Source organism: Limnohabitans sp. TEGF003 (genome assembly GCF_055395455.1).
Genome location: NZ_AP029225.1, coordinates 2,399,197 through 2,421,369 on the forward strand (window position 1 = coordinate 2,399,197; position 22,173 = coordinate 2,421,369).

Here is a 22,173-nt window from a genome sequence, read left to right on the forward strand (position 1 = left end):
TATTTCTGGCCGATGACGTCATGGCATTTAACATTTAATGTAGTATTAGGTATTCAAAAATACAATTTCATGAATATTTCAAGCACCTCGGCACACAAACCTCAGCCACCAGCAGGCTGGAAAGAGGGTGTACGGCAATGGGTCGACAAGTCGCACAGCAACCCACGTGAGTGGCTGTTTTTTTCCTTTCTCGTGATTTTGAGCATCGGCTACAGCGCCTTTGCCATGGTCGCTTGGGACCTGGATTTTTGGGGCGGCGTCGTGGTGAATTTGCTGGGTATTGCCAGCATGGTGCTCATCGGTGGGTTGCGGCTGGCTGGCGTCAGGCTCAGCCCCCTGATCACGGCCTTGCAAGCGGCCACCTTGACCGAGGCGTTTTGCATCACCTGGATGACCGGGGGCATTTATTCGGCCACCATCAGCTGGCTGGCGCTGTCACCCTTGCCTGCGGTGATCGCCTACACGCAGCGGGCTCGCATAGCCGGTCTTGCCGTAGGTTGGTTGCTCATCCTGGGCCTGTATGGCTACGCCTTGCTGGGGGGTGAAATCGCCATGCAAATCGTGCCCCATGGTCTGATTCATTGGCACCTGATGATGGCGGTGGTCATTTTTGCCATGCAAGTGGCTTTGCTGTACCGCATGAACACGGTGCGCAACCACCGTTTGCAAAGCATCCAGAAAAAAAGTCGCCATTTGCGACACGTGCACCAACAGCTCAAGCACACCCAGCAGCAAAAAGACCTGTTTGTCGCCTCGGTCAGCCATGAGTTGCGCACCCCCATGAACGCCATTCTGGGGTTGGCCGATCTGATCCACCACGACAAAAGCCTCAGCACCGAGGTGCGCACCAAGATCGAAGACATCCAAAAGTCGGGCGAACATCTGCTGACCATCATCAACGACCTGCTGGACCACTCGCAAATGGAAGCGGGACGGCTGCAAGTGGTCAAAGAGCCCTTCAACCTGACAGAGACCATCCACACCAGTTTTCAGTTGCTCAAGCGACGCGCCGAAACCAAACCCTTGCGGTACACAATCACCATCGACAGCCAAGTGCCCAGCTGGGTGATGGGCGATGGGCATCGCTTGACACAGATTCTGGTGAACTTGCTCGGCAACGCCATCAAGTTCACCGAGCGGGGCGACATTGAGCTGCGCTGCACCGCAGAAACGGGCACCCATGTGCCAGCGGGCATGGCCCTGATCCACCTGGAGGTGCGAGACACCGGGATGGGCATTCCGACAGACAAGCAACACCGCGTGTTTCAAAACTTCTCACAGGTGGACCACACGATTGCACGCCGCTTTGGGGGCAACGGCTTGGGGCTGTCCATCACCCAAGGTTTGGTGCAAGCCATGGGCGGCGAGATTCACTTCACCAGCCAGGTGGGGCAAGGCACCCGTTTCTTTGTCGACCTGCCCTGCGAATTGACCGAAGCCCCGGCCCCCTTGCAAGCGGCCCAAGCGCCCCTCGACAGCGACCAGGCCATCCGCATCCTGATCGCCGACGACAACCCCTTGAACCGCCAAATCGCATCGCTGCAATTGCGCAGGCACCTGCCGCAGGCGGTGGTGACCGAGGTGGTTTCGGGTCTGCAAGCCTTTGAGCAAGTGCGCGACGGCTCGTTTGATGTGATCTTGATGGATTTGCTGATGCCCGAAATGGACGGGCTGGAAGCGTCACGCAAGATTCGCACCGAACTGCCGGAGCCCCAACGCAGCACCCCCATCATCGCCCTGACCGCGAACACCGACAAGGACGAGCTGGCCCGCTGCATCGAATACGGCATGAACGAATGCATGCTCAAACCCTTCAACCGAACCCATCTGGTGCAAAGGGTCCTGTCCTATGTCCTCTGACTTGAACAGACCCGCCGGGCTGCGCCGATGGACCCGCCCAGGCCGGAGCCTGACCTTGGGCATCGGCATTTTGTGCGGGTTGAGCTGGCAAACGGCATTGCAGGCCGCAGAAACCGATGTGCCTGTTCAGTGCAACATCCAGACGATCAAAGGCCAAAAAGTTCCCACCGAAGCCATCGAAGACTGCGTCGAATTTGGGGCAGCGATCGGCGAACTGGGGCTGGAGTGGCGACAAAAATTGCCCCCCAAAGTGCGCTGGGTCACCCGCAAAAATGCCAAAGACATCTGCGACCAAAAGACCAGCGAATGGGGGCAACGTGTGGGTGGCCTCATGGCGCAAGGCTGTGTTTTCCTGACGCCCAAAGAGTGCACCATCCTGACGAGCAGCTACATTTCGCATGCCACGCTGGGCAACGCGGTCAGGGCTTGCTCACCCTGAACCGGCCTGAGCCGTGTCACCAAGGAATGCTTTGCCCTTGGTGGTCCACAAACAGCGCGCGCCCCGTGGGCTGCAGGGCGTCCAGCACAGTCAGCAAACGCTGAGCGGCTTCTTCAGGCCGCATCGCATCGCCCCCCACAAAAGGCTGACTGAGCGCCGACTGCACCGTGCCCGGCTGCAAGGCGGCCACCACCGCCAAAGGTCTGCGGCGAGCGACTTCGATCGTCGCCGTCTGCAGCAGCATGTTCAGCGCCGCCTTGGCCGCGCGGTAGCCGTACCAGCCGCCTTTGCGGTTGTCTTCGATGCTGCCCACCCGGGCCGACAACTTGCCCCAAATCACGCGCTGACCCGGAGCCAACAAAGGCACAAAGTGTTTGAGCAGCAGGCCCGGCCCCACGGCGTTGAGCTGCAGCGCCGCCAGCAAATGCGCCGCGTCCAGCTCGTCCAGGCGTTTCTCGGGTCCGCGCCCGTTCACCGTGAGTGCGCCCGTGGCGTCCAGCACCAGATGGAATGGCCCCTGCGCCATGAGCGCTTGCGCACAGGCGGCGATGCTTTCTTCATTCAGCAGATCCAGCCCCGGCGAACTTTGGCGCGACACCCCCAGCGCCAAGGCGCAGCGCGGATCGTGTTGCAGCTGCTGCAGCAAGGCGCTGCCAATGGCACCACTGGCACCGATCACCAGGGCGCGGTAGCCCTCGGGCAGCGAATGCATCATGGCCGGGCCTTGCTCGGGTTGGCGCTTGGCGACTTGAGGTCGTAGGCGCAGCGAAAGCCGATGTAGACCGCATAAAAATCAGCGGGTTTGTAGGCCTGCACATCGGCCTTCATGTTGAACGCGCCGTACCACCAGGAGCCGCCGACGGTGCGCCGCTCAGCGCCCCGGGCGTCGGTGGTCCACTCCCACACATTGGCGCCCATGTCGTACAGGCCATTCACCCCCAGGCGCGTGGCCCCGGCGGGCGCGGCCCTGGGCCAGGGATCGGCATCGCTGGTGTTGGCGCCTTGCGGGCTGTCGCCCGTGGTCCAGGGGTAGGTGCGGCCCTTGACCCAGGGCGCAGGCGGCGCATCGCGCAGCTCGGTGAAGCCCGCTTTTTGCCACTCAGCCCCCGAGGGCAAGCGCCCCCCGGCCCAGCGGCAATACGCTTGTGCCTCGGCAAAATCCAGGTGCACGGCGGGCAAATCCGGGCTGGCGGGCACGCCATCGGGCCTGCGCCAGGACCAGCCGGGGCGGCGCTCCCAGCCTGCGCCGTATTCAAAACCACCGCCCTCTTTTTCGGCCCGGGTCACCGTGCCCGTGGCCCGCACATAGCGCTCAAACTGGCCGATGGTGACTTCGGTGCGGTCGATGGCCCAGTCGCCCAAAGCCACCCTGTCAGGCACTTTTTCAGCCATGGCTTGACCCGTTTGGGCTTGCGCCACAGGCATGCCCAGCGTGGTCAAGCTGGCCAGCAGCACAACACAAACACCCCAAAGCTTCATGACACTTTCTCCTCGCCCACCCAGCGCCGCACCCACTGTTGCAGGCGCGGGCGCAGCGGCAAAAACAAACGGTAAGCCCCCTCGAACACCCACGACATCGGTGGCCAGGCCGACAACCAGCCCAACCAACGCCAGCCCGGAAACAGCCGCCACATCTGCGAAAACGCCGCCGCGCCGCTGAACAAGCGCCCCTCGCGGTCGCGCACATGGAAACGCGCCATGGCCTGCGCACAACTGAGCGCGCCCAAATCGGTCCCGGTGCTCACATCCACCCAATCGACACTCGCCGACTGAGGCAGGCGGCGGTAGATCGCGATTTCGCGGCGGCACAGGGGGCAAGAGCCGTCAAAGTAAACCGTCAAGCGGTGCAGCGTGCTCATGCGGCCAGGTCTCCACGGGCCACCAAACGGCCTTGGCGGTCCACCACAAAACCTTCGCCCAGGCCCGGGTAGGCCCCGGTCAAGCCGGTCATGATGACCTGGTGCGTGACCCACACCTCGGTGCGCCCAGCCGGCAGCGCCTGCAAGCGCTCGCGCAAAGCCTGCTGCTGAGCAGCCGGATCGCCCTGCCCGGCAAAGGTGCTGTTGAGCGCGGGCCAGTCTTCGTAAGCGCCAAAAGCCAAGCGCGCCGTGTCCTGGCAGCGGCACCACTGGCTGCTGCGCACCGCGTCGGGCTTGAAGTTCTGCGCTTGCAGCCAAGCGCCCAAGGCGCGCGAGGCTTGGCGGCCCGCCTCGCACAGGTTGCGCTGCGTGCGGCACTGGCCGATCACAAACCCTGGCGGATCGCCAATCCCCGATTCGGTGGCGGCGTGGCGAATCAACAGCACACCACCGCTTTGCCGCCAAACAGCCAACAACTGCGCCCGCGTTGCAGGCTGTGCGGACTGCGCCAAAGCCAAGCCAGGCGTGCTGGCCAGCCATGGCGCGACCAAAGTCGCCCCCAAACGGGCCAGGGCGGTGCGGCGCGGCACACCAGCCGAAACGCGAGCGCTAGGTGTCATCCACTGCGCCTCAGGACACTTCGCCCGAAGCGATGCGGCGCAGCGCCTGCTCGAACACCTCGACCGGCTGGCCGCCCGATATCAAATGCCTGTCGTTGATGATGACCGCAGGCACCGAGCGGATGCCCGCCTGCGTGTAGAACTGCTGGCGCTCACGCACCTCGGCGGTGTGCACGTCGCTGCCGAGCACCTCACGTGCGGCGGCCACATCCAGTCCCGCTTCGGCCACGCCCGCGAGCAAAACCTCCGGGTCTTCCATGCACTCGGCGCGGCCCTGGTAGGCCTGCAAAAAGGCTTTCTTCAGGGCGTGTTGCGCACCAGCGCCTTGGCCCTCGGCCCAGTGCAGCAAGCGGTGCGCGTTGAAGGTGTTGTAAACCCGCCCGCGACCACCGGGATGAAACTCAAAACCCACCTCGGCCCCACGGGCGGCAATGGTCTGGCGAATTTGCGCCTGCTGCTCAGGGGTGGAGCCATATTTTTCGGTCAGGTGTTCGCCCAGGTCCTGCCCGCCGGGGGGCATGTGCGGGTTCAGCTCAAAGGGCTGGAAATGCAGATCGGCCTGCACCTGGCCGTCCAGGCGCTCCAGGGCTTTTTCCAGAGCACCCAGGCCCACGGCGCACCAGGGGCAGGCAATGTCGGAAACGAAATCGATTTTCAATGTGGTGGTCATGATGGACTTTCAGCAAGGCTTCATTGTCCACCGGACAACATTTGTCCGCCGTTGGCCCCACACAAAAGCCCAGCCCTGACAGGGGCGGCAAATCAAGCCCCCAGAATTTCCAGCAAGGCCGCGTTGAACGTTTGCGCCGCCTCGTACTGCACCCAATGCCCCGCCCCGGCCACGGTGTGCCACTGACCCCAATGGGCTGCCTGGCGCTGCATGGCGGCCTGCAACTCGGGCAAGCGTCCTTTGTACAAGGCGTCGTGTTCACCATAAATGGCGCTGACAGGCACCTGCAATTGGGGCAGGGTTTGGGCCACGATGTCGGTGGAAGACATGCGCCTGCGCGGCATGCGGTCACGCGCCACGTTGGCTGCATGCAGGCTGAGGGCCAAGTCGTCCAGGCTGTTCGGCTTCTGCAGCATGAGCGCCATCAGGTTGTGGCGGTGCACCACTTCTTGGGCTTCGGGGGTGGGCAAATGCCGCCAGCCCTTGAGCGGGATGCGCTCGGGCACCGTCAGGCCCATGCCGGGAGCGCCGACCAGCACCAGGCGCTGGGCGTCTTGCGCATGTTCGGCCAGCCACAAAGCCCCGGCCATGCCCCCGAACGAAAAACCCACCACGCTGACTTCGTCTGCGCACTGACCCGATTGCTGCAACTGCTGCAAACCTGCGTGCAGATGCGCTGGCAAAGCGTCCACATCGGTGCAGCCGCTGGGCAAATCGGAGTCGCCAAAGCCGGGCAAATCGGGCACCAGCACGCGCCAGCCTGCATCGCGCAGGGGGGCGATGTTGTGCACCCAGTGCGTCCAGCTGCCGCTGCCGCCATGCAACAAAACCACCGAAGGCCGATGGACCGCCCCCCAGCCGTGCCACACCATGCGGGCACCTTGCCAATGCGTTTCCAGGCGCTGGGCATCGGCCAAGGCCTGGCGCAAATCGCGCGTCAAAAAATCGGGCAAAACAGCAGCGTTCATGATCTCCTTCATGCTCACATCAGGGGACATGCCATCACCGGGACGCTGGTGGATGCTGCAAACGCCAGACCCTGTAGGCCGCAGCCGTGGCCACCACGCTGGTCAGGGCACTGACCACGAACACGCTTTGCAAGCCCCAGCGCTCGCTGATGACTCCGCCCAGCAAGGCCCCAATCACCCCAGGAAAGCCATAGGCCACGACGGTGTAAAGGGCCTGCCCTCGGCCCCGCAAACGCCCGGGGAAATGGTGAGAAATCAGGGCGATGCACACCGTGTGGTGGGTCGCAAAGGTCACCGCGTGCAGGGCTTGCGCCAAGAGCAACACCCAGAGCACATCGGCCCACGAGGCCGTGAAAACCATGCGCAAGGCCATGACCGCCGAACACACCACCAGCCATGCCGTCAACGGCATGCGCGGCAACCAGCGCGACTGGGAAAAAAACCACACGATTTCCACCGCCACCGAGACAGCCCACAGCACGCCGATCATGGTTTTGCTGTACCCCAGCGAATCGAGGTAGAGCGAGAAAAACACATAAATGCCGATGTGTGACAGCACATGAAAAAAAGTGGAAGCCAGAAACCACTGCACCGACTTTTGCCGCAACACGGGCCACACGGGCTCATGCACAGCCGAATGGTGGCTGGCCTCCTTGAGGTCCGGCAGCCACCACACACTCAACAACACAGCGGCCAGACTGAACACGGTCCAGCCCGGGAAATGCTGCATGCCAAAGGCCTCGAACCAGGCGCCTGCCGCAAAGACCGTGACCAGAAAACCCATGGAGCCCCACAGGCGCACCCGCCCGTAACGCTTGGTGTCAAAAGCACCGCCTTGGCTCACGAGGTGCGCCATGGCCGCTTCGCTCATGGGCATCATGGAACTGGTGTGGGTGAACATGAGCAACAAGACCAAGCCCAGCCCCACCGGTCCCCAATCCAGAAACAACAGACAAGCGGCCGCAAAAGCCACACCTGCGCCAATGCGCAGCAGCTTCACGCGCTCGCCCGTGCGGTCACTCAAAGCCCCCCAGGCATAGGGCGCAAACAATCGGGTGGTGGCCTGCACGGCGGTGAGCACACTGATGGTCAAGAGGCTCAGCCCCATGTCTTGCAGCCACAACGGCAAATAGGGGTTGAAAAACCCGATGTGGGCGAAATAACTGGCCGACAACGCGGCAAAAGGCAGGAGCTGACGGCGCTCAGACATGGAAGCTCCAATGCCCAGTGGGAGGCTGCCCCTGCGGCCGAATCTGTGCATACCGCGGCATCTCAACCATTCGCGAGCAGGGGCTCGCTCCCACAAAGGGGCACGCACCCTCATGCCAAGGCATCAGGGCTTGCCCGCTGGGATAGGGGGCAGATCGTGTTCGACATCCCCGCATTGGGCACGGTGCTGCAGGGCGTGCTCCATGACCACCAGCGCCAGCATGGCCTCGGCGATCGGCGTGGCGCGGATGCCCACGCACGGGTCATGGCGGCCTTTGGTGATGACCTCGGTGGGCTGGCCTGCTGAGTCAATCGAGTCGCGCGCAATCAAAATCGAGCTGGTGGGTTTCACGGCAATCGACACCTCAATGTCTTGCCCCGTGCTGATGCCGCCGAGCACCCCGCCCGCGTTGTTGCCCACAAAACCAGCCTGCGTGAGCGCGTCGCCTGCGGTGCTGCCCTTTTGCGTGACGCAGCCAAAGCCCGCGCCAATCTCCACGCCTTTGACGGCGTTGATGCCCATCATGGCGTAAGCGATGTCGGCGTCGATCTTGTCAAACAGCGGCTGGCCCAGGCCCACAGGCACACCGCGCGCGACCACGCGCAGGCGGGCACCGCACGAATCGCCCGACTTGCGCAGCGCGTTCATGTAATCCTCGAGCGCCGACACATCGGCCACTGGGGCAAAAAACGGGTTGTTCGGCACGTGGTCCCAGCTCTCAAAGCCAATCGGCACGTCGCCAATCTGGGTCATGCAGCCGACAAAAGTGGTGCCAAATTTTTCTTTGAGCCACTTTTTGGCCACCGCGCCAGCCGCCACCATGGGGGCCGTCAGGCGGGCCGACGAACGGCCACCGCCACGCGGGTCGCGCAGGCCGTATTTGCGCCAATAGGTGTAGTCGGCATGGCCGGGGCGGAAGGTTTGGAGGATGTCGCCATAGTCCTTGCTGCGCTGGTCGGTGTTGTTGATCAGCAGGCAGATCGGGGTGCCGGTGGTTTTACCCTGGTAAACCCCTGAGAGGATCTGCACCGCGTCGGGCTCGTTGCGCTGGGTGACGAACTTGCTGGTACCGGGGCGGCGGCGGTCCAGATCGGGCTGGATATCGGCCTCGCTCAGGGGCATGCCGGGGGGGCAGCCGTCGATCACGCAGCCAATGGCCGGGCCGTGGGATTCACCAAAGTTGGTGACCGAGAAGAGATTTCCGAAGGTATTGCCGCTCATTTGGCCATTATCCCAGAGCGGGGAGCGGCTTTTGTGGGAGGCTGCCCCGGGGCGAGTGCCCTGAAAAAAATCAGAGTTTGACGTCCTCGGCCTCGGCAGTGGAGCCATCGGGCCAATCACGAATGTAGGCTTTGAGCATCTTGTTCTCAAAGTTCTGGCTGTCCACCACCGCCTTGGCCACATCGTAAAAACTGATCACGCCCATCAACATGCTGCCGTCCATCACCGGCATATAGCGGGCATGGTGCTCCAGCATCATGCGGCGCACCTCGTCAATGTCGGTACTGCCTGCGCAGGTGAGTGGTTGGGACTCCATGGCTTCGCGCACCACGGTGTTGCCAACTTGCCCCCCGTTTTTGACAATTTGCAGAATCACCTCACGGAATGTCAGCATGCCGACCAACTGGCCCTGGGCCATCACCACCAGAGACCCGATGTCTTTTTCGGCCATATCGGTCATGGCACGGGACAGGGGTTCATCGGGCTGCACGGTGAACAAGGTGCCGCCCTTGACGCGGAGGATGTCGCTGACTTGCATGGTGTGTCTCCTTGGGGTCGAATGGGGTTCTGATTGGGTATCAATATAGCCCACAATGAACGTTGAACAACAGCCCCCAAGCGGGTCAAACGTTTTCTTTTTTTCGGAGAGAAGCCATGGCTGGTTACAGCGATCCCGGTTTTGACACTTTGGCCCTGCACGCAGGTGCCGCACCCGACCCGAGCACGGGTGCACGGGCCGTGCCCATCCACCTGACCACCTCCTTTGTTTTTGAGTCCAGCGACCAAGCCGCCGCCCTGTTCAACCTGGAGCGCCCGGGCCACGTCTACAGCCGCATCAGCAACCCCACCAACGCGGTGCTGGAGCAGCGCATCTCGGCACTCGAAGGCGGCATAGGCGCCATCACCACATCGAGCGGTCAGGCCGCTTTGCACCTGGCCATTGCCACGCTGATGGGCGCAGGCTCGCACATCGTGGCGTCGAGCGCTTTGTACGGCGGCTCACACAACCTGCTGCACTACACCCTGAGCCGCTTTGGCATCCGAACCACTTTTGTCAAACCCGGCGATCTGGACGCCTGGCGGGCCGCTGTGCAGCCCGACACCAAACTCTTTTTTGGCGAAACCGTGGGCAACCCCGGCATGGACGTCCTGAACATCGAGGCCGTGAGCGCCATCGCGCACGAAGCGGGCGTGCCGCTGCTGGTGGACTCCACCCTCACCTCGCCCTGGCTCATCAAGCCCTTTGACCACGGGGCCGATCTGGTCTACCACTCGGCCACCAAGTTCCTGTCGGGCCACGGCACGGTGGTGGGCGGCGTGGTGGTCGATGGCGGCAGCTTTGACTGGGACAAATCGGGCAAGTTTGCCGAATTGAGCCAGGCCTATGAAGGCTTTCACAACATGGTCTTCAGTGAAGAGAGCACCGTGGGTGCCTTCTTGCTGCGCGCCCGGCGCGAGGGCCTGCGCGACTTTGGTGCCTGCATGAGCCCGCACACCGCGTGGCTGATCCTGCAAGGCATCGAGACCCTGCCGCTGCGCATGGCCCGGCACATGGAGAACACGGCCAAAGTGGTCGAGTTTTTGGCGGCACACCCCTTGGTCAGCCGGGTGGGCCACCCCCTGCTGGAGAGCCATCCCTCACATGCGCTGGCGCAAAAACTCTTGCCACGCGGAGCCGGTTCGGTGTTCAGCTTCGACATCAAGGGCAGCCGCGCCCAAGGCCAAAAGTTCATCGAGACCCTCAAGGTTTTCAGCCACCTGGCCAATGTGGGCGACTGCCGCAGCCTGGTGATCCACCCGGCCAGCACCACGCACTTCCGCATGACGGACGAAGCCCTGGCCGCAGGTGGCATCGGTCCCGGCACCATCCGCCTGTCCATTGGCCTGGAAGACCCGGCCGACCTGATCGACGACCTGAAGAAAGCCCTCAAAGCGGCCGAGAAAGCCGCTTGAAATTTGCGCAGCTTGCCCATGCCCTCCACACACCACTGTCATTCCGCGCAACTCCTGTCATTCCCGCGCATGCGGGAATCCATGGACCCCGGATCAAGTCCGGGGTGACATGCCGAGCATTTGTCCATTCTTGGACGGAACAGTTCATCACCTGAGCCTCAAGTCATGATCATCTCTTTGCCCACCCACAAGCTCTACGCCTACACAGGCGGCAAGCCCTTCAACCCCGCCCAACCCACCGCCGTGTTCATCCACGGCGTGCTCAACGACCACAGCGTCTGGATCTTGCAAACCCGCTACCTCGCCCACCACGGCTGGAACGTGTTGGCCATCGACCTGCCCGGGCACTGCAAAAGCGAAGGCCCGCCGCCGCAAAGCGTGGAAGAAGCGGCCGACACCATCATCGCGCTGCTGGATGCGCTGAAGATTGACAAGGCCGCGCTGATCGGCCACAGCTTTGGCTCGCTCATCGCCCTGGAAGCGGCTGCCCGTGATTCGGCGGCCCATCCCGGCCGCGTGAGCCACCTGGTCATGGTGGGCACGGCCTACCCCATGCGCGTCTCGCCCACCTTGCTCGACCTGTCGGTCAGTGCGCCCTTCAAGGCCATCGACATGGTCAACAGCTTCTCGCACTCCACGCTGGCGCCACCGCCTTCGGCCCTGGGCCCCGGCACCTGGCTGTACGGCGGCAGCAAGGCGCTGATGCGCCGGGTGCTGGCCAGCAACACGCAGGTCAATGTGTTCCATACCGGCTTCAAGGCCTGCGACAGCTACAGTGGCGCCGAAGTGGCCATGCCCCGTGTGAGCTGCCCGACCCTGTTTGTGCTCGGCAACGCCGACCAGATGACCCCGCCCAAGGCCGCGCAAAGCCTGATCGCGCTGTGCACCCAACCCAAGGTGGTGAAGCTGCCCGCGGGCCATTCGCTCATGACCGAAGCGCCTGAAGGGGTTCTGCAGTCGCTCAAGGATTTTTTGAAGCCATGACCCTGACGAAAATTCGCGAGCAGGGGCTCGCTCCCACACAAAACAACAGGCCCTCTGCCTTTGTGGGAGGCCGCCCCTGCGGCCGAATGCCTGCATGGCCCTTACCGAAGATTAGCGCACAGGTGTGCGCTCGTACAACATGAACAAACTGATTTCCAGCATCACCCCGGCGCTGTCGGCTGACAGGGCAAACGAGATCGCCCAAACACTGGACCTGCGAGCCCTGCCGCGCGATTTTCTGGACAACCCCTACCCGGTTTATGCCGCACTGCGCGAAGCGGAGCCCTTCAAGCGCATGCCCGACGGCTCGTACTTCCTCACTCGCCATGCCGATCTGGTCGGGGTGTACCGCGACGCCAAGGTCTTCAGCTCTGACAAGCAGGTCGAGTTCGGCCCCAAATACAACCACGCGCCATTCAACCAGCCCCCTTACACCACGCCCGGCGGTGTGGCCCTGCTGTTCGAGCACCACACCAACAGCCTCGTCTTCAACGACCCGCCCCTGCACACCCGGGTGCGCCGCCTCATCATGGGCGCCCTCACCCGCCGCGCCATTGAGGCCATGGAGCCTGGCCTGGTGCAGCTGGTCGACAGCCTGCTGGACAAGATCGAGGCCCGAGGCGGCGGCGACCTGATCGAAGACTTTGCCTCGGCCATTCCGGTCGAGATCATCGGCAACCTGCTGGACGTGCCACATGCCGACCGCGAACCCTTGCGCGGCTGGTCGCTGGCGATTTTGGGGGCGCTGGAGCCCGCCCTCACGCCCGAACAGGAAGCGCTGGGCAACCGCAGCGTGACCGAATTTCTGGCCTACCTGCGCGAGCTGGTCGCCAAACGTCGTCAACAGCCGGGCGACCCGGAGCACGATGTGCTGACCCGGCTGATCCAAGGTGAGGAAAACGGCGATGCCCTGAGCGAAGTCGAGCTGCTGCAAAACTGTGTGTTCCTGCTCAATGCCGGGCACGAGACGACCACCAACCTGATCGGCAACGCCCTCATCACCTTGCAAGAGTGGCCCGAGCAGCGCGAACAACTCAAGGCCGACCTGAAACAAGCGGCCAGCGACGAAGAACGCGAACAGATTCTGGGCCTGGCGGTGGACGAGTTTTTGCGCTTTGAATCGTCCAACCAGCTGGGCAACCGCCGCGCCCTGCAGGCCACGCAGGTCAACGGCGTGGATCTTCCCGCAGGCGCTTTGGTCACGCTGTGCATTGGCGCGGCCAACCGCGACCCGGCGGTGTACGAGAACCCCGAACAACTGGACCTGCGCCGCACCGGGAACAAGCACCTGGCCTTTGGCTTTGGGGTGCACCAGTGCGCGGGCCTGAGCCTGGCCCGCCTCGAAGGCCGCATCGCCATCGGGCGCTTTTTGCAGCGTTTTCCCGATTACCGACTGACCGAGGCCCCGGTGCGCGGTGGCCGTGCCCGGTTCCGCGGCTTTTTGAGCGCGCCCTTTCAAACCCACTGAACACAGCCCGGAGACACCGCCATGACCGAAGCCGTTCACCATGCCAGTTTTGCCGAGTTTTACCCGTTCTATTTGAGCGAGCACAGCCACCGCACCTGCCGACGCATGCACTTTGTGGGCAGCAGCTTGTCGCTGGTGTGCCTGGCCATGCTGGCCATCACCGGCAAGCCGCTGTACTTTTTGTATGGTTTGCTGTGTGGCTACGGCTGCGCCTGGATCGGGCATTTTGTGTTCGAAAAGAACAAGCCCGCCAGCTTCAAGCGCCCGCTTTACAGCTTCATGGGCGACTGGGTGATGTACCGCGACATGTGGCGCGGGCGCGTGAGTTTTTGAGGTTGCAGCCTTCGGCCAGGATGGATACCCGGTCAAGCCGGGTATGACAAAAACCTCGTCACCCCCGACCTGATCGGGGGTCTGTACCTTCGGAGCCGATGGATACCCAGCAGAGCCTGGTAGGACGGAAGGGTCAGAATGGCCTCAGGCGGCCGGTACGGGCAAGAGCTGCGCCACTCGGATCTGATCCAGCCCGGTCTGCGTCCAGACCGGATCGACCCCTGAGCCTCGCAAAACCAGCAAACGGTCCGCCAGCGGGGCCACGCTGACCTGGGTGGGGTCAATCAGCAGGACTTGCCGGGCTTGTCCTTGGTCGTTCTGCTCGGTCAGGCGTCCCACCCAATCGAGGCTTTGCAAAACGTCCAGCACCTGACGCAGTTCGCTGGCCTCCACACGCAAACGCACCGCCAGGTCATCGGTGCTCCAACCCCGCTGGTCAGACACCTTGGCAGCGTTCAACTCGGCCACAATCTCCAACGCCAGGCGAAAGCCCCAACCCGCCCCCTCGGGTTTGCGCCACTCTTGCCGGCCCAAGTGGGGCAGGCTGGAAGCCAGCACAGCCCCCAGCAAAACCAGCAGCCAGGTCACATAAATCCAGACCAGCAAAATCGGCAACGCAGCAAAAGCGCCATAAATCAGGGAATAAGTGGGCACCTGAAGCAGGTAAAGCGCCATCAGCTTTTTGGCCAACTCCAGGGCACCCGCGACCAGAAATCCGGCGGTAATCGCATGCCGCCACCGCACACGGGTGTAGGGCACATAAAAATACAAACCACTCACACAGGCCGTGAGCAGCACAAACTCAAAACTGTCGAGCAACCAGCGAACCGAGCCCGGCAACACATTCACCACGTCACGCGAAGCCGTCACCACATAAGACGTGATCGCCAGACTGGCCCCCAAAAACAGAGGCCCCAGCGTGATGGCGGACCAGTACAGCAGCACCCGCTGCGGCAAAGGGCGCTGACGCCGCAAGCCCCAGATTTGCCCCAAAGTGCGCTCGATCGTCACCATCAAAAACACCGCAGACAACAGCACCGCGACCAAACCCGCCGAGCCCAAACGGCTGGCCTTGCGGGAAAACTGGGTCAGGTAACTGAGCACCTGGCGGGCAATGCTTTCGGGCACCAGGCTCTCGATCAGCCAACGCTGGATCGTGTCCTGAAACTTGCCAAACACCGGAAACGCGGCAAACACCGCCAGACCCACGGCAAACAGAGGCACCAAAGCCAGCACGGTGGTGAAGGTGAGCGAGCTGGCGCTCACGCCCAAACGGGCCTCGCGAAAGCGCTCGGCCAGCACACCCGCCATCTGGCGCCATGGAAAAACCGACAATTCCTGCCACCAAAGGGTGGCTTGGGCGCTCAAAGAAGACTTGGACAAGGGAGAAGGCATGCCCGGTATGATGCCACCGCAATGAACACCTACACCGAAAACAACCCCGCTGGCGTCGATTTCACCCGCTGGATGGCCGTGGGCAGCTTGCTGGGCCTCATCCTCTTGGGCCTGGCCTGGGAGCTTTGGCTCGCGCCCTTGCGTCCGGGTGGCTCCTGGTGGGCCATCAAAGTGCTGCCGCTGTGCATTCCGCTGGCGGGCCTGCTGAAAAACCGCATGTACACCTACCGCTGGGTCAGTATGCTGGTGTGGCTGTACTTCATCGAGGGCGTGGTGCGGGCCTGGGGCGATGCCTGGCCCTCCAACGCCCTGGCAGGACTACAAACTTTGCTGTGCACCACCTTGTTCATAGCCTGCGCCTTACACGTGCGCATCCGCTTCAAAGCTGCCAAAGCAACGGGTAATTTTGTGCCCGTGCCCCGCGACTGAAGCCTGCACCCCGCTCATTGACACCGTCAGCCACCATTTGCCCATGACCGCTTTGCCCCACGCTCACCCCGAACTGATCGCCCAACTTCGTCAGATTTGCGGTGACGCCAACGTCTTGACCCACGACGACCCGGCCACCGACCTGAGCCCCTGGGAGCAGGACTGGCGAAAACGCGTCAAAGGCCGTGCCTTGGCCGTGGTACGCCCAGGCAACACCGCCGAAGTGGCGGCAGTGGTCAAGGCCTGTGCAGCAGCCAACACGCCCATCGTGCCGCAAGGCGGCAACACCGGGCTGGTGGTGGGCGGCGTGCCCAACGGCTCGGGCACCCAGATCGTGCTGAGCATGACCCGCATGAACGCCGTGCGCGCCATCGACCCGGCCAACCTGACCATCACCGTGGAAGCCGGTTGCGTGCTGCAAAACCTGCAGGCCGCGGCCGAGGCTGCCGGTTTTCTGTTCCCTTTGAGCCTGGGCGCCGAAGGCAGCTGCACGATCGGTGGCAACCTGGGCACCAACGCAGGCGGCACGCAAGTCGTGCGCTACGGCAACACCCGCGAGCTTTGCCTGGGCCTGGAAGTCGTCACCGCGCAAGGTGAAGTCTGGAACGGCCTGAGTGGTCTGCGCAAGGACAACACCGGCTACGACCTGCGCAACCTGATGATCGGCAGCGAAGGCACGCTGGGCATCATCACAGCCGCCACGATGAAGCTCTATCCACAGCCCGCCGCACAGCTGACCGCCTGGGCCGCCGTGCCCAGCATGGAAGCGGCCGTGCAATTGCTGGGCCTGGCGCACCAGCGTCTGGGGCCAGGCCTCACGGGCTTCGAGGTCATGAACCAGTTTGCGCTCGGCCTTGTCGACAAACACTACCCCCAATTGCGCGTGCCCCTGTGGCAAGGCACCCCTTGGTGTGTGTTGCTTGAAAACTCCGACAGTGAAAACGAAGCGCACGCGCGCAGCCAATTTGAGGGCCTGCTCGAAGCCGCCCTGGAACAAGGTTGCGTGACAGACGCCGTGGTTGCAGAAAACCTCACACAAGCGAAGGGGCTGTGGCACATCCGTGAAAGCATCACCCTGGCCCAGGCCACAGAAGGCCTGAACATCAAGCACGACATCAGCATCCCGGTCTCGCGCATCCCGGACTTTGTGGCCGAGACCGACGCCCTGCTCGCGCGTGAAGTCCCCGGCATGCGCATGGTCGACTTTGGCCACCTGGGCGACGGCAACCTGCACTACAACGTACAAGCGCCCGAAGGGGCCGATGGCCCCGCCTTTTTGCGGCAATACGAAGACCGGGTGAACACGCTGGTGTTCGACCAGGTCAAGCGCTTTGGCGGCTCGATCAGCGCCGAACATGGTGTGGGCGAGCAAAAAGTGAACAAGCTGCCGCTCTACAAAGACCCGACAGCGCTGGCCATGATGCGGGCCGTCAAGCAGGCGCTGGACCCGAAAAACCTGCTCAACCCCGGCCGCGTGCTGGGCTGAAAACGCACCATTTACACTTGCAGCCATGACTTCTCCCAACCGCCCCGTCCGCAGCCAGTACGAAGACTTGATGCGCCACGTCTACACGACCGGCGTGCAAAAAGGTGACCGCACCGGCACCGGCACCCGCAGCGTCTTTGGCCACCAGATGCGCTTTGACCTGAACGAAGGTTTTCCACTGGTCACCACCAAGAAGGTCTTTTTGCGGGCCATCATCGTGGAGCTGCTGTGGTTCTTGCGCGGCGACAGCAATGTGAAGTGGTTGCAAGAGCGCGGCTGCACCATCTGGGACGAATGGGCGCGCGAAGATGGCTCGCTCGGTCCCGTTTATGGCGTGCAGTGGCGCAGCTGGCCCACCCCGGGCGGTGGCCACATCGACCAGATCCAGCAGGTCATGGACACGCTCAAAAACAACCCCGACTCGCGCCGCATCATCGTGAGCGCCTGGAACGTGGCCGAACTTGACCAAATGGCCCTGATGCCCTGCCATGCCTTCTTCCAGTTTTATGTGGCGCCGCCCCAAAAGGCGGGCGACAAGCCCAAACTCAGTTGCCAGCTGTACCAGCGCAGCGCCGACATCTTTTTGGGTGTGCCCTTTAACATTGCCAGTTATGCCTTGCTGACCCACATGATCGCGCAGCAGTGCGACATGGACGTGGGCGACTTCATCTGGACCGGTGGGGATTGCCACATCTACGCCAATCACCATGAGCAAGTCGAGCTGCAGCTGAGCCGCCAGCCCTTTGCCTACCCCACCTTGAACATCAAGCGTAAACCCGCTTCGATCTTCGATTACGAGTTCGAGGACTTCGAGGTCGTGGGCTATGAGTGCCACCCCGCCATCAAGGCTCCCGTGGCGGTCTGAGTCCCGGCCTGATGAAACTGCACCTGATTTATGCCCGCGCCCGCAACGGCGTGATCGGCAAGGACAACCAGATGCCCTGGCACCTGCCCGAAGACCTGGCGCACTTCAAGCGCGTCACGCTGGGCCAGCCGGTCATCATGGGCCGCAAGACCTGGGACTCACTGCCCGCCCGCTTTCGCCCCCTGCCCGGGCGTCTCAACATCGTCATCACCCGACAGCCTGAATGGCAGGCCGAAGGGGCCTTGCGTGCGGCCTCCATCGAAGACGCCATGCGCCTGTGCGGCGAGGCACCGGATGCCTGGATCATGGGCGGCGCCGAGATCTACCGCCTGGCCGAACCCCTGGCCAGCACGGCGGTGGTGACCGAGATCGACGCCGACTTTGATGGTGATGCCTTTGCGCCCAAATTGGACGCAAGCTGGCGTGAAATACAACGCGAACCGCATCTGGCCGCCAATGGCTTGAATTTCAGTTTTGTAAGCTACCAACACGCAATTTGAGGAGACTCCATGTCAGGACACGGCTTTCACGTGCATGGCCCGCACGACCACGAACTTGAGCACGCCGCGCAAGGCCATGGTGGCAGCCATACCAACAGCATCGCCATGTTCACCGCCATCATCGCCACGGTGGGCGCGTTGTTTGGTTACATGGGCGGGGCCACACAGGCCAATGCCGGCCTTTACAAAAACAACGCCGCCATCAAAAAAACCGAAGCGTCCAACCAGTGGAACTATTACCAGGCCAAGAGCAGCAAGCAGAACCTGAGCGAGCTGGCCCTAGAACTAGCTCCAGCTGGCAAAAAAGAGTTTTACCAAGAAGAAATCAAGCGCTACAAGGGTGAAAAATCAGAGATCAAAGCCGCAGCTGAAAAACTCGAAGCAGAGTCCAAACACTGGGATGAGCAGTCAGACGAGCAAATGCACCAGCACCACCGCTGGGCGCAGGCCACCACGGTGCTCCAGGTGTCGATCGCCATGGCGGCGATTGCCCTGCTGTCCAAAAAGAAATGGCTGGAAGTGGTGATGTACGGCGCAGGGGCAGTGGGTGTGGTGATTGGCGGGTTGGCCGCCCTGCACATCTGAGGGATTAAAAGCCCAACGCCGCTGTGCTGCACAGCGGCGTGGCTCAACCGGAACAAGGCCTTTTCAGGCCTTTTTCTTTTTCGGCGCAGCGCCGGTATCGGTGTCGCCTGTTTTCTCGCTACCGCAGTAAGCCAACCACATCTGGCGCAGCGCACCCTCGAAGTCGCGGGTGTACTGGTCGATGTCCCAAGCCGGTGCAGCCTGCAGGCGCTCGCGCAAACCACGTTTGAGTGACAGCAAAGCCTGGCGGTCGCGGGCCATGGCGGCGGCGATGCGCACATAGTCGGCATCGGTCTGGGCCACCCAGTCGGTCAAGCCCGCCGCCGTCATGAAGCTGGCCCCCATGCGCGACACAAAATGGCCACCGGCCTTGACGACCACCGGCACGCCCATCCACATCGCCTGCAAGGTCGTGGTGCCGCCGTTGTAAGGCACAGGGTCGAGTGCGATGTCCACATCGGCGTATTCGGCCATCATGTCGGTCAGGCCCACCGGGCCCCGGAATTCCAGCCGCTCGCGGGCAATGCCTTCGGCCAAAAAGCGCTGGGCAAAGGCCTCGACCGCGCCATCGTCCTTGAAACTCGGGGCCTTGAGCAGCAGGCGTGAACCCGGCACCTCCTGCAACACTGCCGCCCACAGCTTGACGGTGTGGGGCGTGAGTTTGGGCACGTTGTTGAACGATCCAAAGGTCAAAGGCCGCTCGGCATGCGCCTGGCCGTAGTCCGGGTACGGGTAGTTCACCTCAGGGGCAAAACAGAACACACTGTGCGGCAGGCGCGCCAACTGTTCGCTGAACAAGCCTTCGCTGCCAGCAGGGGCGACCACGCCGTCGGCCACCAGCCAGTCGATGTTGGGCACCCCGGTGGTGCCGGGATAGCCCAGAAAGGTGGCCTGCACAGGCGCGGCGCGCTGACCGAACAGGCTCATGCGCTGCATGCTGGTGTGGCCCGACAGGTCCAGCAGGATGTCGATGCCGTCTTCTTCGATGCGGCGCGCCAGCTGGCCGTCGTTCCAGTGGGTCACCTCCACCCAGTGGGCCACACGGCGTTTGGCCAGCTGCGTTTGCTCGTCGTACGACACCCCCGTGAAATACACCGTCACCTCAACCGCCTTGGGGTCCAGCCGGGCCAGCAGCGGCTGCATGAAGATGTTGACCGGGTGCTGGTGGTGGAAATCGGCCGACACCAGACCCACACGCAGCTTGCGGTGGGGGGTCTTGTCGTTCTTGAAGCTGCTGCGAGAACGGGCGTTTTGCCCCATGTGGGCAAACAACTCGCGGTGAAAGTCGGTGACTTGCTGCGGGCTGAGCTGGTCGCTGTAGAGCGAACTCATGGCCGCGCTCGAATGCATTTTGGAGCCTGGACCTTCTTCGTCGGCCAGCGCTTTGTAAAGCCGCCAAGCCGTGTCGGCATCGCCCGTGCGACCAGCCACACTGGCGCGCATTGACTTGGCACCCGGCTGGGGGGCGATGGCCTCGGCCTTGGCCAACGAAGCCAGGGCTTCTTGCATGTTCCAGCTCTCGGCCAGTGAATGGGCCAGATTCCAGTGGGCGGTGCCGCTGTCCGGGTGCAGCTCGACGTTGCGACGCAGCACCGCCTGGGCTTCTTGCCACAGGTTGTAGCGGAACGACAAATCGGCCAGACGCACCAGCGTGGCCTCGGCGGTGCCCGCACTGGCCCGCTCAAACGCCCGGTGTCCGTCTTCGGTCATGCCCAGGCGCATGAAGATGTCGCCCAGGTCCATTTGCATCTCGGCGCGTTCGTTGTCGTCGATCTGCTCTTGGCTCACGCGCAAGACCAGCAAGGCCTGCCGCAAGGATTCGAGCGCCCGGGCGGCATCGCCGCGCTCCAGGCGGAACTTGCCCATGCGCCAATGCACCAAGCGGTTTTTGTCGACCCCGGCGACGGTCAAGGCGCGGTGGTATTCGGCCGCACCCGCGTCCATTTGCCCCTGGTCTTCGAGCACACGGGCCAGCGACAAACGCGCCTCGTAGCGGGTGGGCACCAGCGCGATGGCCTTGCTGTAACAGGTCATCGCCTGCTGGGGCACGCCTTGCTGGCGGCACAAATGTCCGGCTTCCAGCCAGCCGCTGTAATTAGCGGGAAAGGCCTTGAGCAAGGTCGCAAAGCCCTCCCGTGCCGCCTGCCAATCCCCCAAGCGGACCCCACAACGGGCCCACTGCAAAGCGGCAGCCTCCATCTGCGGAGCTTGCTGAAGGGCCAACGCATAGCCCGCACGCGCCTGCTCCCAACGTCCAGCTTTGAAATCGGCATTGGCCTGGTTGAACGCCTCGACTGCAGCCACCGGCAAGTCCAGTTCGGGGGCTGCGACATCGGGGTGATCCTGGGGGCTGTCCTGGGAAGGGGGCTGAGTGCTCATCGAGGGGTGTTGTGTCAGAAAATCAAGCGCCCATTGTCACGGCTGCAAGCACCATAAGCGATCCAAAAGTGCATTTTTTGTGTTTCCAAAGGCAGCACACGACACCTTTCATCCATGGACTAAACTCAAAACACCCCCGCCCCATCGCCAGAAAAAAATTCCCCCATGAAAATTGCCACCTGGAACGTCAACTCCCTGTCCGTGCGCCTGCCCCAGGTGCTCGACTGGCTGGCCGCCAACCCGACCGATGTGCTGGCCCTGCAGGAACTCAAGCTCACCGACGACAAATTCCCGGCCGCGGCCTTTGCCGAAGCGGGCTACCAGGCCCAATGGTTCGGCCAGAAAACCTACAACGGCGTGGCGCTGATCTCCAAAGCCGAAGGCACGGATGTGGTCAAAAATATCCCCGGCTTTACGGACGACATGTCGCGTGTGATCGCGGCTACCTACCCCGATGGCGCAGGCGGCCAGGTGCGGGTGATCGGTGCGTATTTCCCGAACGGCCAGGCCCCGGACAGCGACAAATTTGTCTACAAGATGCGCTGGCTCGATGCGCTGCGCGACTGGGTGGGCCGCGAGATGCAAAAGCACCTGAACCTGGTGCTGATGGGTGACTACAACATCACTTTTGACGAACTTGACATGTGGGACCCGGTGGGCTTGGCGGGCACCATCCACTGCACCGATACCGAACGCGAAAAGCTGCAGGCCCTGATCGGCCTGGGCCTGACGGACAGCTTCCGCCTGTTTGAGCAGCCCGAAAAAAGCTACAGCTGGTGGGATTACCGCGAGTTCGCCTTCCGCCGCAACCGGGGTTTGCGCATCGACCACATCCTGATTTCGCAGGCCCTCAAGGCACGCGCCAGCGCTTGTGTGATCGACCGTGCCCCGCGCAAAAACGAGCGCCCCAGCGACCATGCCCCTGTGGTGTTGACCTTGGGGGCTTGAT

Annotated in this window: 23 protein-coding genes; 12 read left to right on the plus strand and 11 right to left on the minus strand. The window is 62.8% G+C overall.

Features of this window, described 5'->3' with window-relative positions; all coding sequences use genetic code 11:
* Window positions 1-69 precede the first annotated feature (69 nt).
* Window positions 70-1,860: an ATP-binding protein gene (locus ACZ5RT_RS11655; RefSeq protein WP_464452561.1), complete on the plus strand. Its 1,791-nt coding sequence runs from the start codon at window positions 70-72 to the stop codon at window positions 1,858-1,860.
* A complete protein-coding gene (locus tag ACZ5RT_RS11660; RefSeq protein WP_422172184.1) occupies window positions 1,850-2,299 on the plus strand; it encodes a hypothetical protein in 450 nt (149 codons plus the stop codon). Before ACZ5RT_RS11655 ends, ACZ5RT_RS11660 begins: the two co-directional genes overlap by 11 nt.
* 16 nt (window positions 2,300-2,315) lie before the next feature.
* Here the strand turns inward: ACZ5RT_RS11660 and ACZ5RT_RS11665 are convergent, their stop codons facing one another.
* The 9 genes from ACZ5RT_RS11665 to ACZ5RT_RS11705 all read right to left on the minus strand — a co-directional run bounded on the left by ACZ5RT_RS11665 (window position 2,316) and on the right by ACZ5RT_RS11705 (window position 9,385).
* Window positions 2,316-3,011, minus strand: a complete 696-nt coding sequence (locus ACZ5RT_RS11665) for a Rossmann-fold NAD(P)-binding domain-containing protein (protein ID WP_464454216.1) — start codon at window positions 3,009-3,011, stop codon at window positions 2,316-2,318.
* On the minus strand, window positions 3,011-3,778 hold the full coding sequence (locus ACZ5RT_RS11670; RefSeq protein WP_464452562.1) for a formylglycine-generating enzyme family protein: 768 nt from the start codon (window positions 3,776-3,778) through the stop codon (window positions 3,011-3,013). The genes ACZ5RT_RS11665 and ACZ5RT_RS11670 overlap by 1 nt, the downstream gene beginning before the upstream one ends.
* A complete protein-coding gene (locus tag ACZ5RT_RS11675) occupies window positions 3,775-4,158 on the minus strand; it encodes a thiol-disulfide oxidoreductase DCC family protein (RefSeq protein ID WP_464452563.1) in 384 nt (127 codons plus the stop codon). The genes ACZ5RT_RS11670 and ACZ5RT_RS11675 overlap by 4 nt, the downstream gene beginning before the upstream one ends.
* A complete protein-coding gene (locus ACZ5RT_RS11680; protein ID WP_464452564.1) occupies window positions 4,155-4,778 on the minus strand; it encodes a histidine phosphatase family protein in 624 nt (207 codons plus the stop codon). Before ACZ5RT_RS11680 ends, ACZ5RT_RS11675 begins: the two co-directional genes overlap by 4 nt.
* 10 nt (window positions 4,779-4,788) lie before the next feature.
* Complete coding sequence (locus ACZ5RT_RS11685) at window positions 4,789-5,448, minus strand: DsbA family oxidoreductase (protein WP_464452565.1); 660 nt, start codon at window positions 5,446-5,448, stop codon at window positions 4,789-4,791.
* Between the two features lie 92 nt (window positions 5,449-5,540).
* Window positions 5,541-6,416 (minus strand): alpha/beta fold hydrolase, encoded by an 876-nt coding sequence (locus tag ACZ5RT_RS11690; RefSeq protein ID WP_464452566.1) that lies wholly within the window; start codon window positions 6,414-6,416, stop codon window positions 5,541-5,543.
* Window positions 6,417-6,450: 34 nt separating this feature from the next.
* A complete protein-coding gene (locus ACZ5RT_RS11695; RefSeq protein WP_416558742.1) occupies window positions 6,451-7,626 on the minus strand; it encodes an MFS transporter in 1,176 nt (391 codons plus the stop codon).
* Between the two features lie 123 nt (window positions 7,627-7,749).
* On the minus strand, window positions 7,750-8,847 hold the full coding sequence (gene aroC / locus ACZ5RT_RS11700) for a chorismate synthase (protein ID WP_422170369.1): 1,098 nt from the start codon (window positions 8,845-8,847) through the stop codon (window positions 7,750-7,752).
* 70 nt (window positions 8,848-8,917) lie between these two features.
* Entirely contained in the window at window positions 8,918-9,385 is a 468-nt protein-coding gene (locus tag ACZ5RT_RS11705) for a CBS domain-containing protein (RefSeq protein WP_464452567.1), read from the minus strand.
* Window positions 9,386-9,501: 116 nt separating this feature from the next.
* Here ACZ5RT_RS11705 and ACZ5RT_RS11710 point away from each other — a divergent pair, with 116 nt between their 5' ends.
* The 4 genes from ACZ5RT_RS11710 (at window position 9,502) to ACZ5RT_RS11725 (ending at window position 13,585) form a co-directional block, all read left to right on the plus strand.
* Entirely contained in the window at window positions 9,502-10,800 is a 1,299-nt protein-coding gene (locus ACZ5RT_RS11710; RefSeq protein ID WP_422170373.1) for an O-acetylhomoserine aminocarboxypropyltransferase, read from the plus strand.
* 165 nt (window positions 10,801-10,965) lie between these two features.
* The gene (locus ACZ5RT_RS11715; protein ID WP_464452568.1) at window positions 10,966-11,784 is read left to right on the plus strand and encodes an alpha/beta fold hydrolase; all 819 of its coding nucleotides are present in this window, start codon (window positions 10,966-10,968) and stop codon (window positions 11,782-11,784) included.
* Window positions 11,785-11,923: 139 nt separating this feature from the next.
* The gene (locus tag ACZ5RT_RS11720; RefSeq protein ID WP_464452569.1) at window positions 11,924-13,252 is read left to right on the plus strand and encodes a cytochrome P450; all 1,329 of its coding nucleotides are present in this window, start codon (window positions 11,924-11,926) and stop codon (window positions 13,250-13,252) included.
* A gap of 21 nt (window positions 13,253-13,273) precedes the next feature.
* Window positions 13,274-13,585: an Mpo1-like protein gene (locus ACZ5RT_RS11725; protein ID WP_291924905.1), complete on the plus strand. Its 312-nt coding sequence runs from the start codon at window positions 13,274-13,276 to the stop codon at window positions 13,583-13,585.
* 144 nt (window positions 13,586-13,729) lie between these two features.
* Here ACZ5RT_RS11725 and ACZ5RT_RS11730 read toward each other — a convergent pair whose 3' ends face one another.
* Entirely contained in the window at window positions 13,730-14,980 is a 1,251-nt protein-coding gene (locus tag ACZ5RT_RS11730; protein ID WP_464452570.1) for a YihY family inner membrane protein, read from the minus strand.
* 21 nt (window positions 14,981-15,001) lie between these two features.
* On the opposite strand from ACZ5RT_RS11730, the gene ACZ5RT_RS11735 reads away from it, so the two are divergent.
* Genes ACZ5RT_RS11735 through ACZ5RT_RS11755 form a run of 5 tightly spaced genes read left to right on the plus strand, consistent with a single transcriptional unit; the run spans window position 15,002 to window position 18,845 of the window.
* A complete protein-coding gene (locus ACZ5RT_RS11735) occupies window positions 15,002-15,409 on the plus strand; it encodes a DUF2069 domain-containing protein (protein WP_464452571.1) in 408 nt (135 codons plus the stop codon).
* 43 nt (window positions 15,410-15,452) lie between these two features.
* Window positions 15,453-16,895, plus strand: coding sequence for an FAD-binding oxidoreductase (locus ACZ5RT_RS11740; protein ID WP_464452572.1), 1,443 nt, complete (start codon window positions 15,453-15,455; stop codon window positions 16,893-16,895).
* Between the two features lie 25 nt (window positions 16,896-16,920).
* Window positions 16,921-17,760, plus strand: a complete 840-nt coding sequence (locus tag ACZ5RT_RS11745; protein ID WP_464452573.1) for a thymidylate synthase — start codon at window positions 16,921-16,923, stop codon at window positions 17,758-17,760.
* Window positions 17,761-17,771: 11 nt separating this feature from the next.
* Window positions 17,772-18,260: a dihydrofolate reductase gene (locus ACZ5RT_RS11750; protein WP_464452574.1), complete on the plus strand. Its 489-nt coding sequence runs from the start codon at window positions 17,772-17,774 to the stop codon at window positions 18,258-18,260.
* A 9-nt stretch (window positions 18,261-18,269) separates the two neighbouring features.
* A complete protein-coding gene (locus ACZ5RT_RS11755) occupies window positions 18,270-18,845 on the plus strand; it encodes a DUF4337 domain-containing protein (protein WP_464452575.1) in 576 nt (191 codons plus the stop codon).
* Between the two features lie 63 nt (window positions 18,846-18,908).
* Here the strand turns inward: ACZ5RT_RS11755 and ACZ5RT_RS11760 are convergent, their stop codons facing one another.
* Window positions 18,909-21,224 carry an O-linked N-acetylglucosamine transferase, SPINDLY family protein gene (locus ACZ5RT_RS11760; protein ID WP_464452576.1) on the minus strand — a complete coding sequence of 772 codons (2,316 nt, stop codon included), beginning with the start codon at window positions 21,222-21,224 and terminating at the stop codon, window positions 18,909-18,911.
* Between the two features lie 165 nt (window positions 21,225-21,389).
* Between ACZ5RT_RS11760 and xth the strand changes: the two genes are divergently transcribed.
* Complete coding sequence (gene xth / locus ACZ5RT_RS11765) at window positions 21,390-22,172, plus strand: exodeoxyribonuclease III (RefSeq protein WP_464452577.1); 783 nt, start codon at window positions 21,390-21,392, stop codon at window positions 22,170-22,172.
* Window position 22,173: the final 1 nt, after the last annotated feature.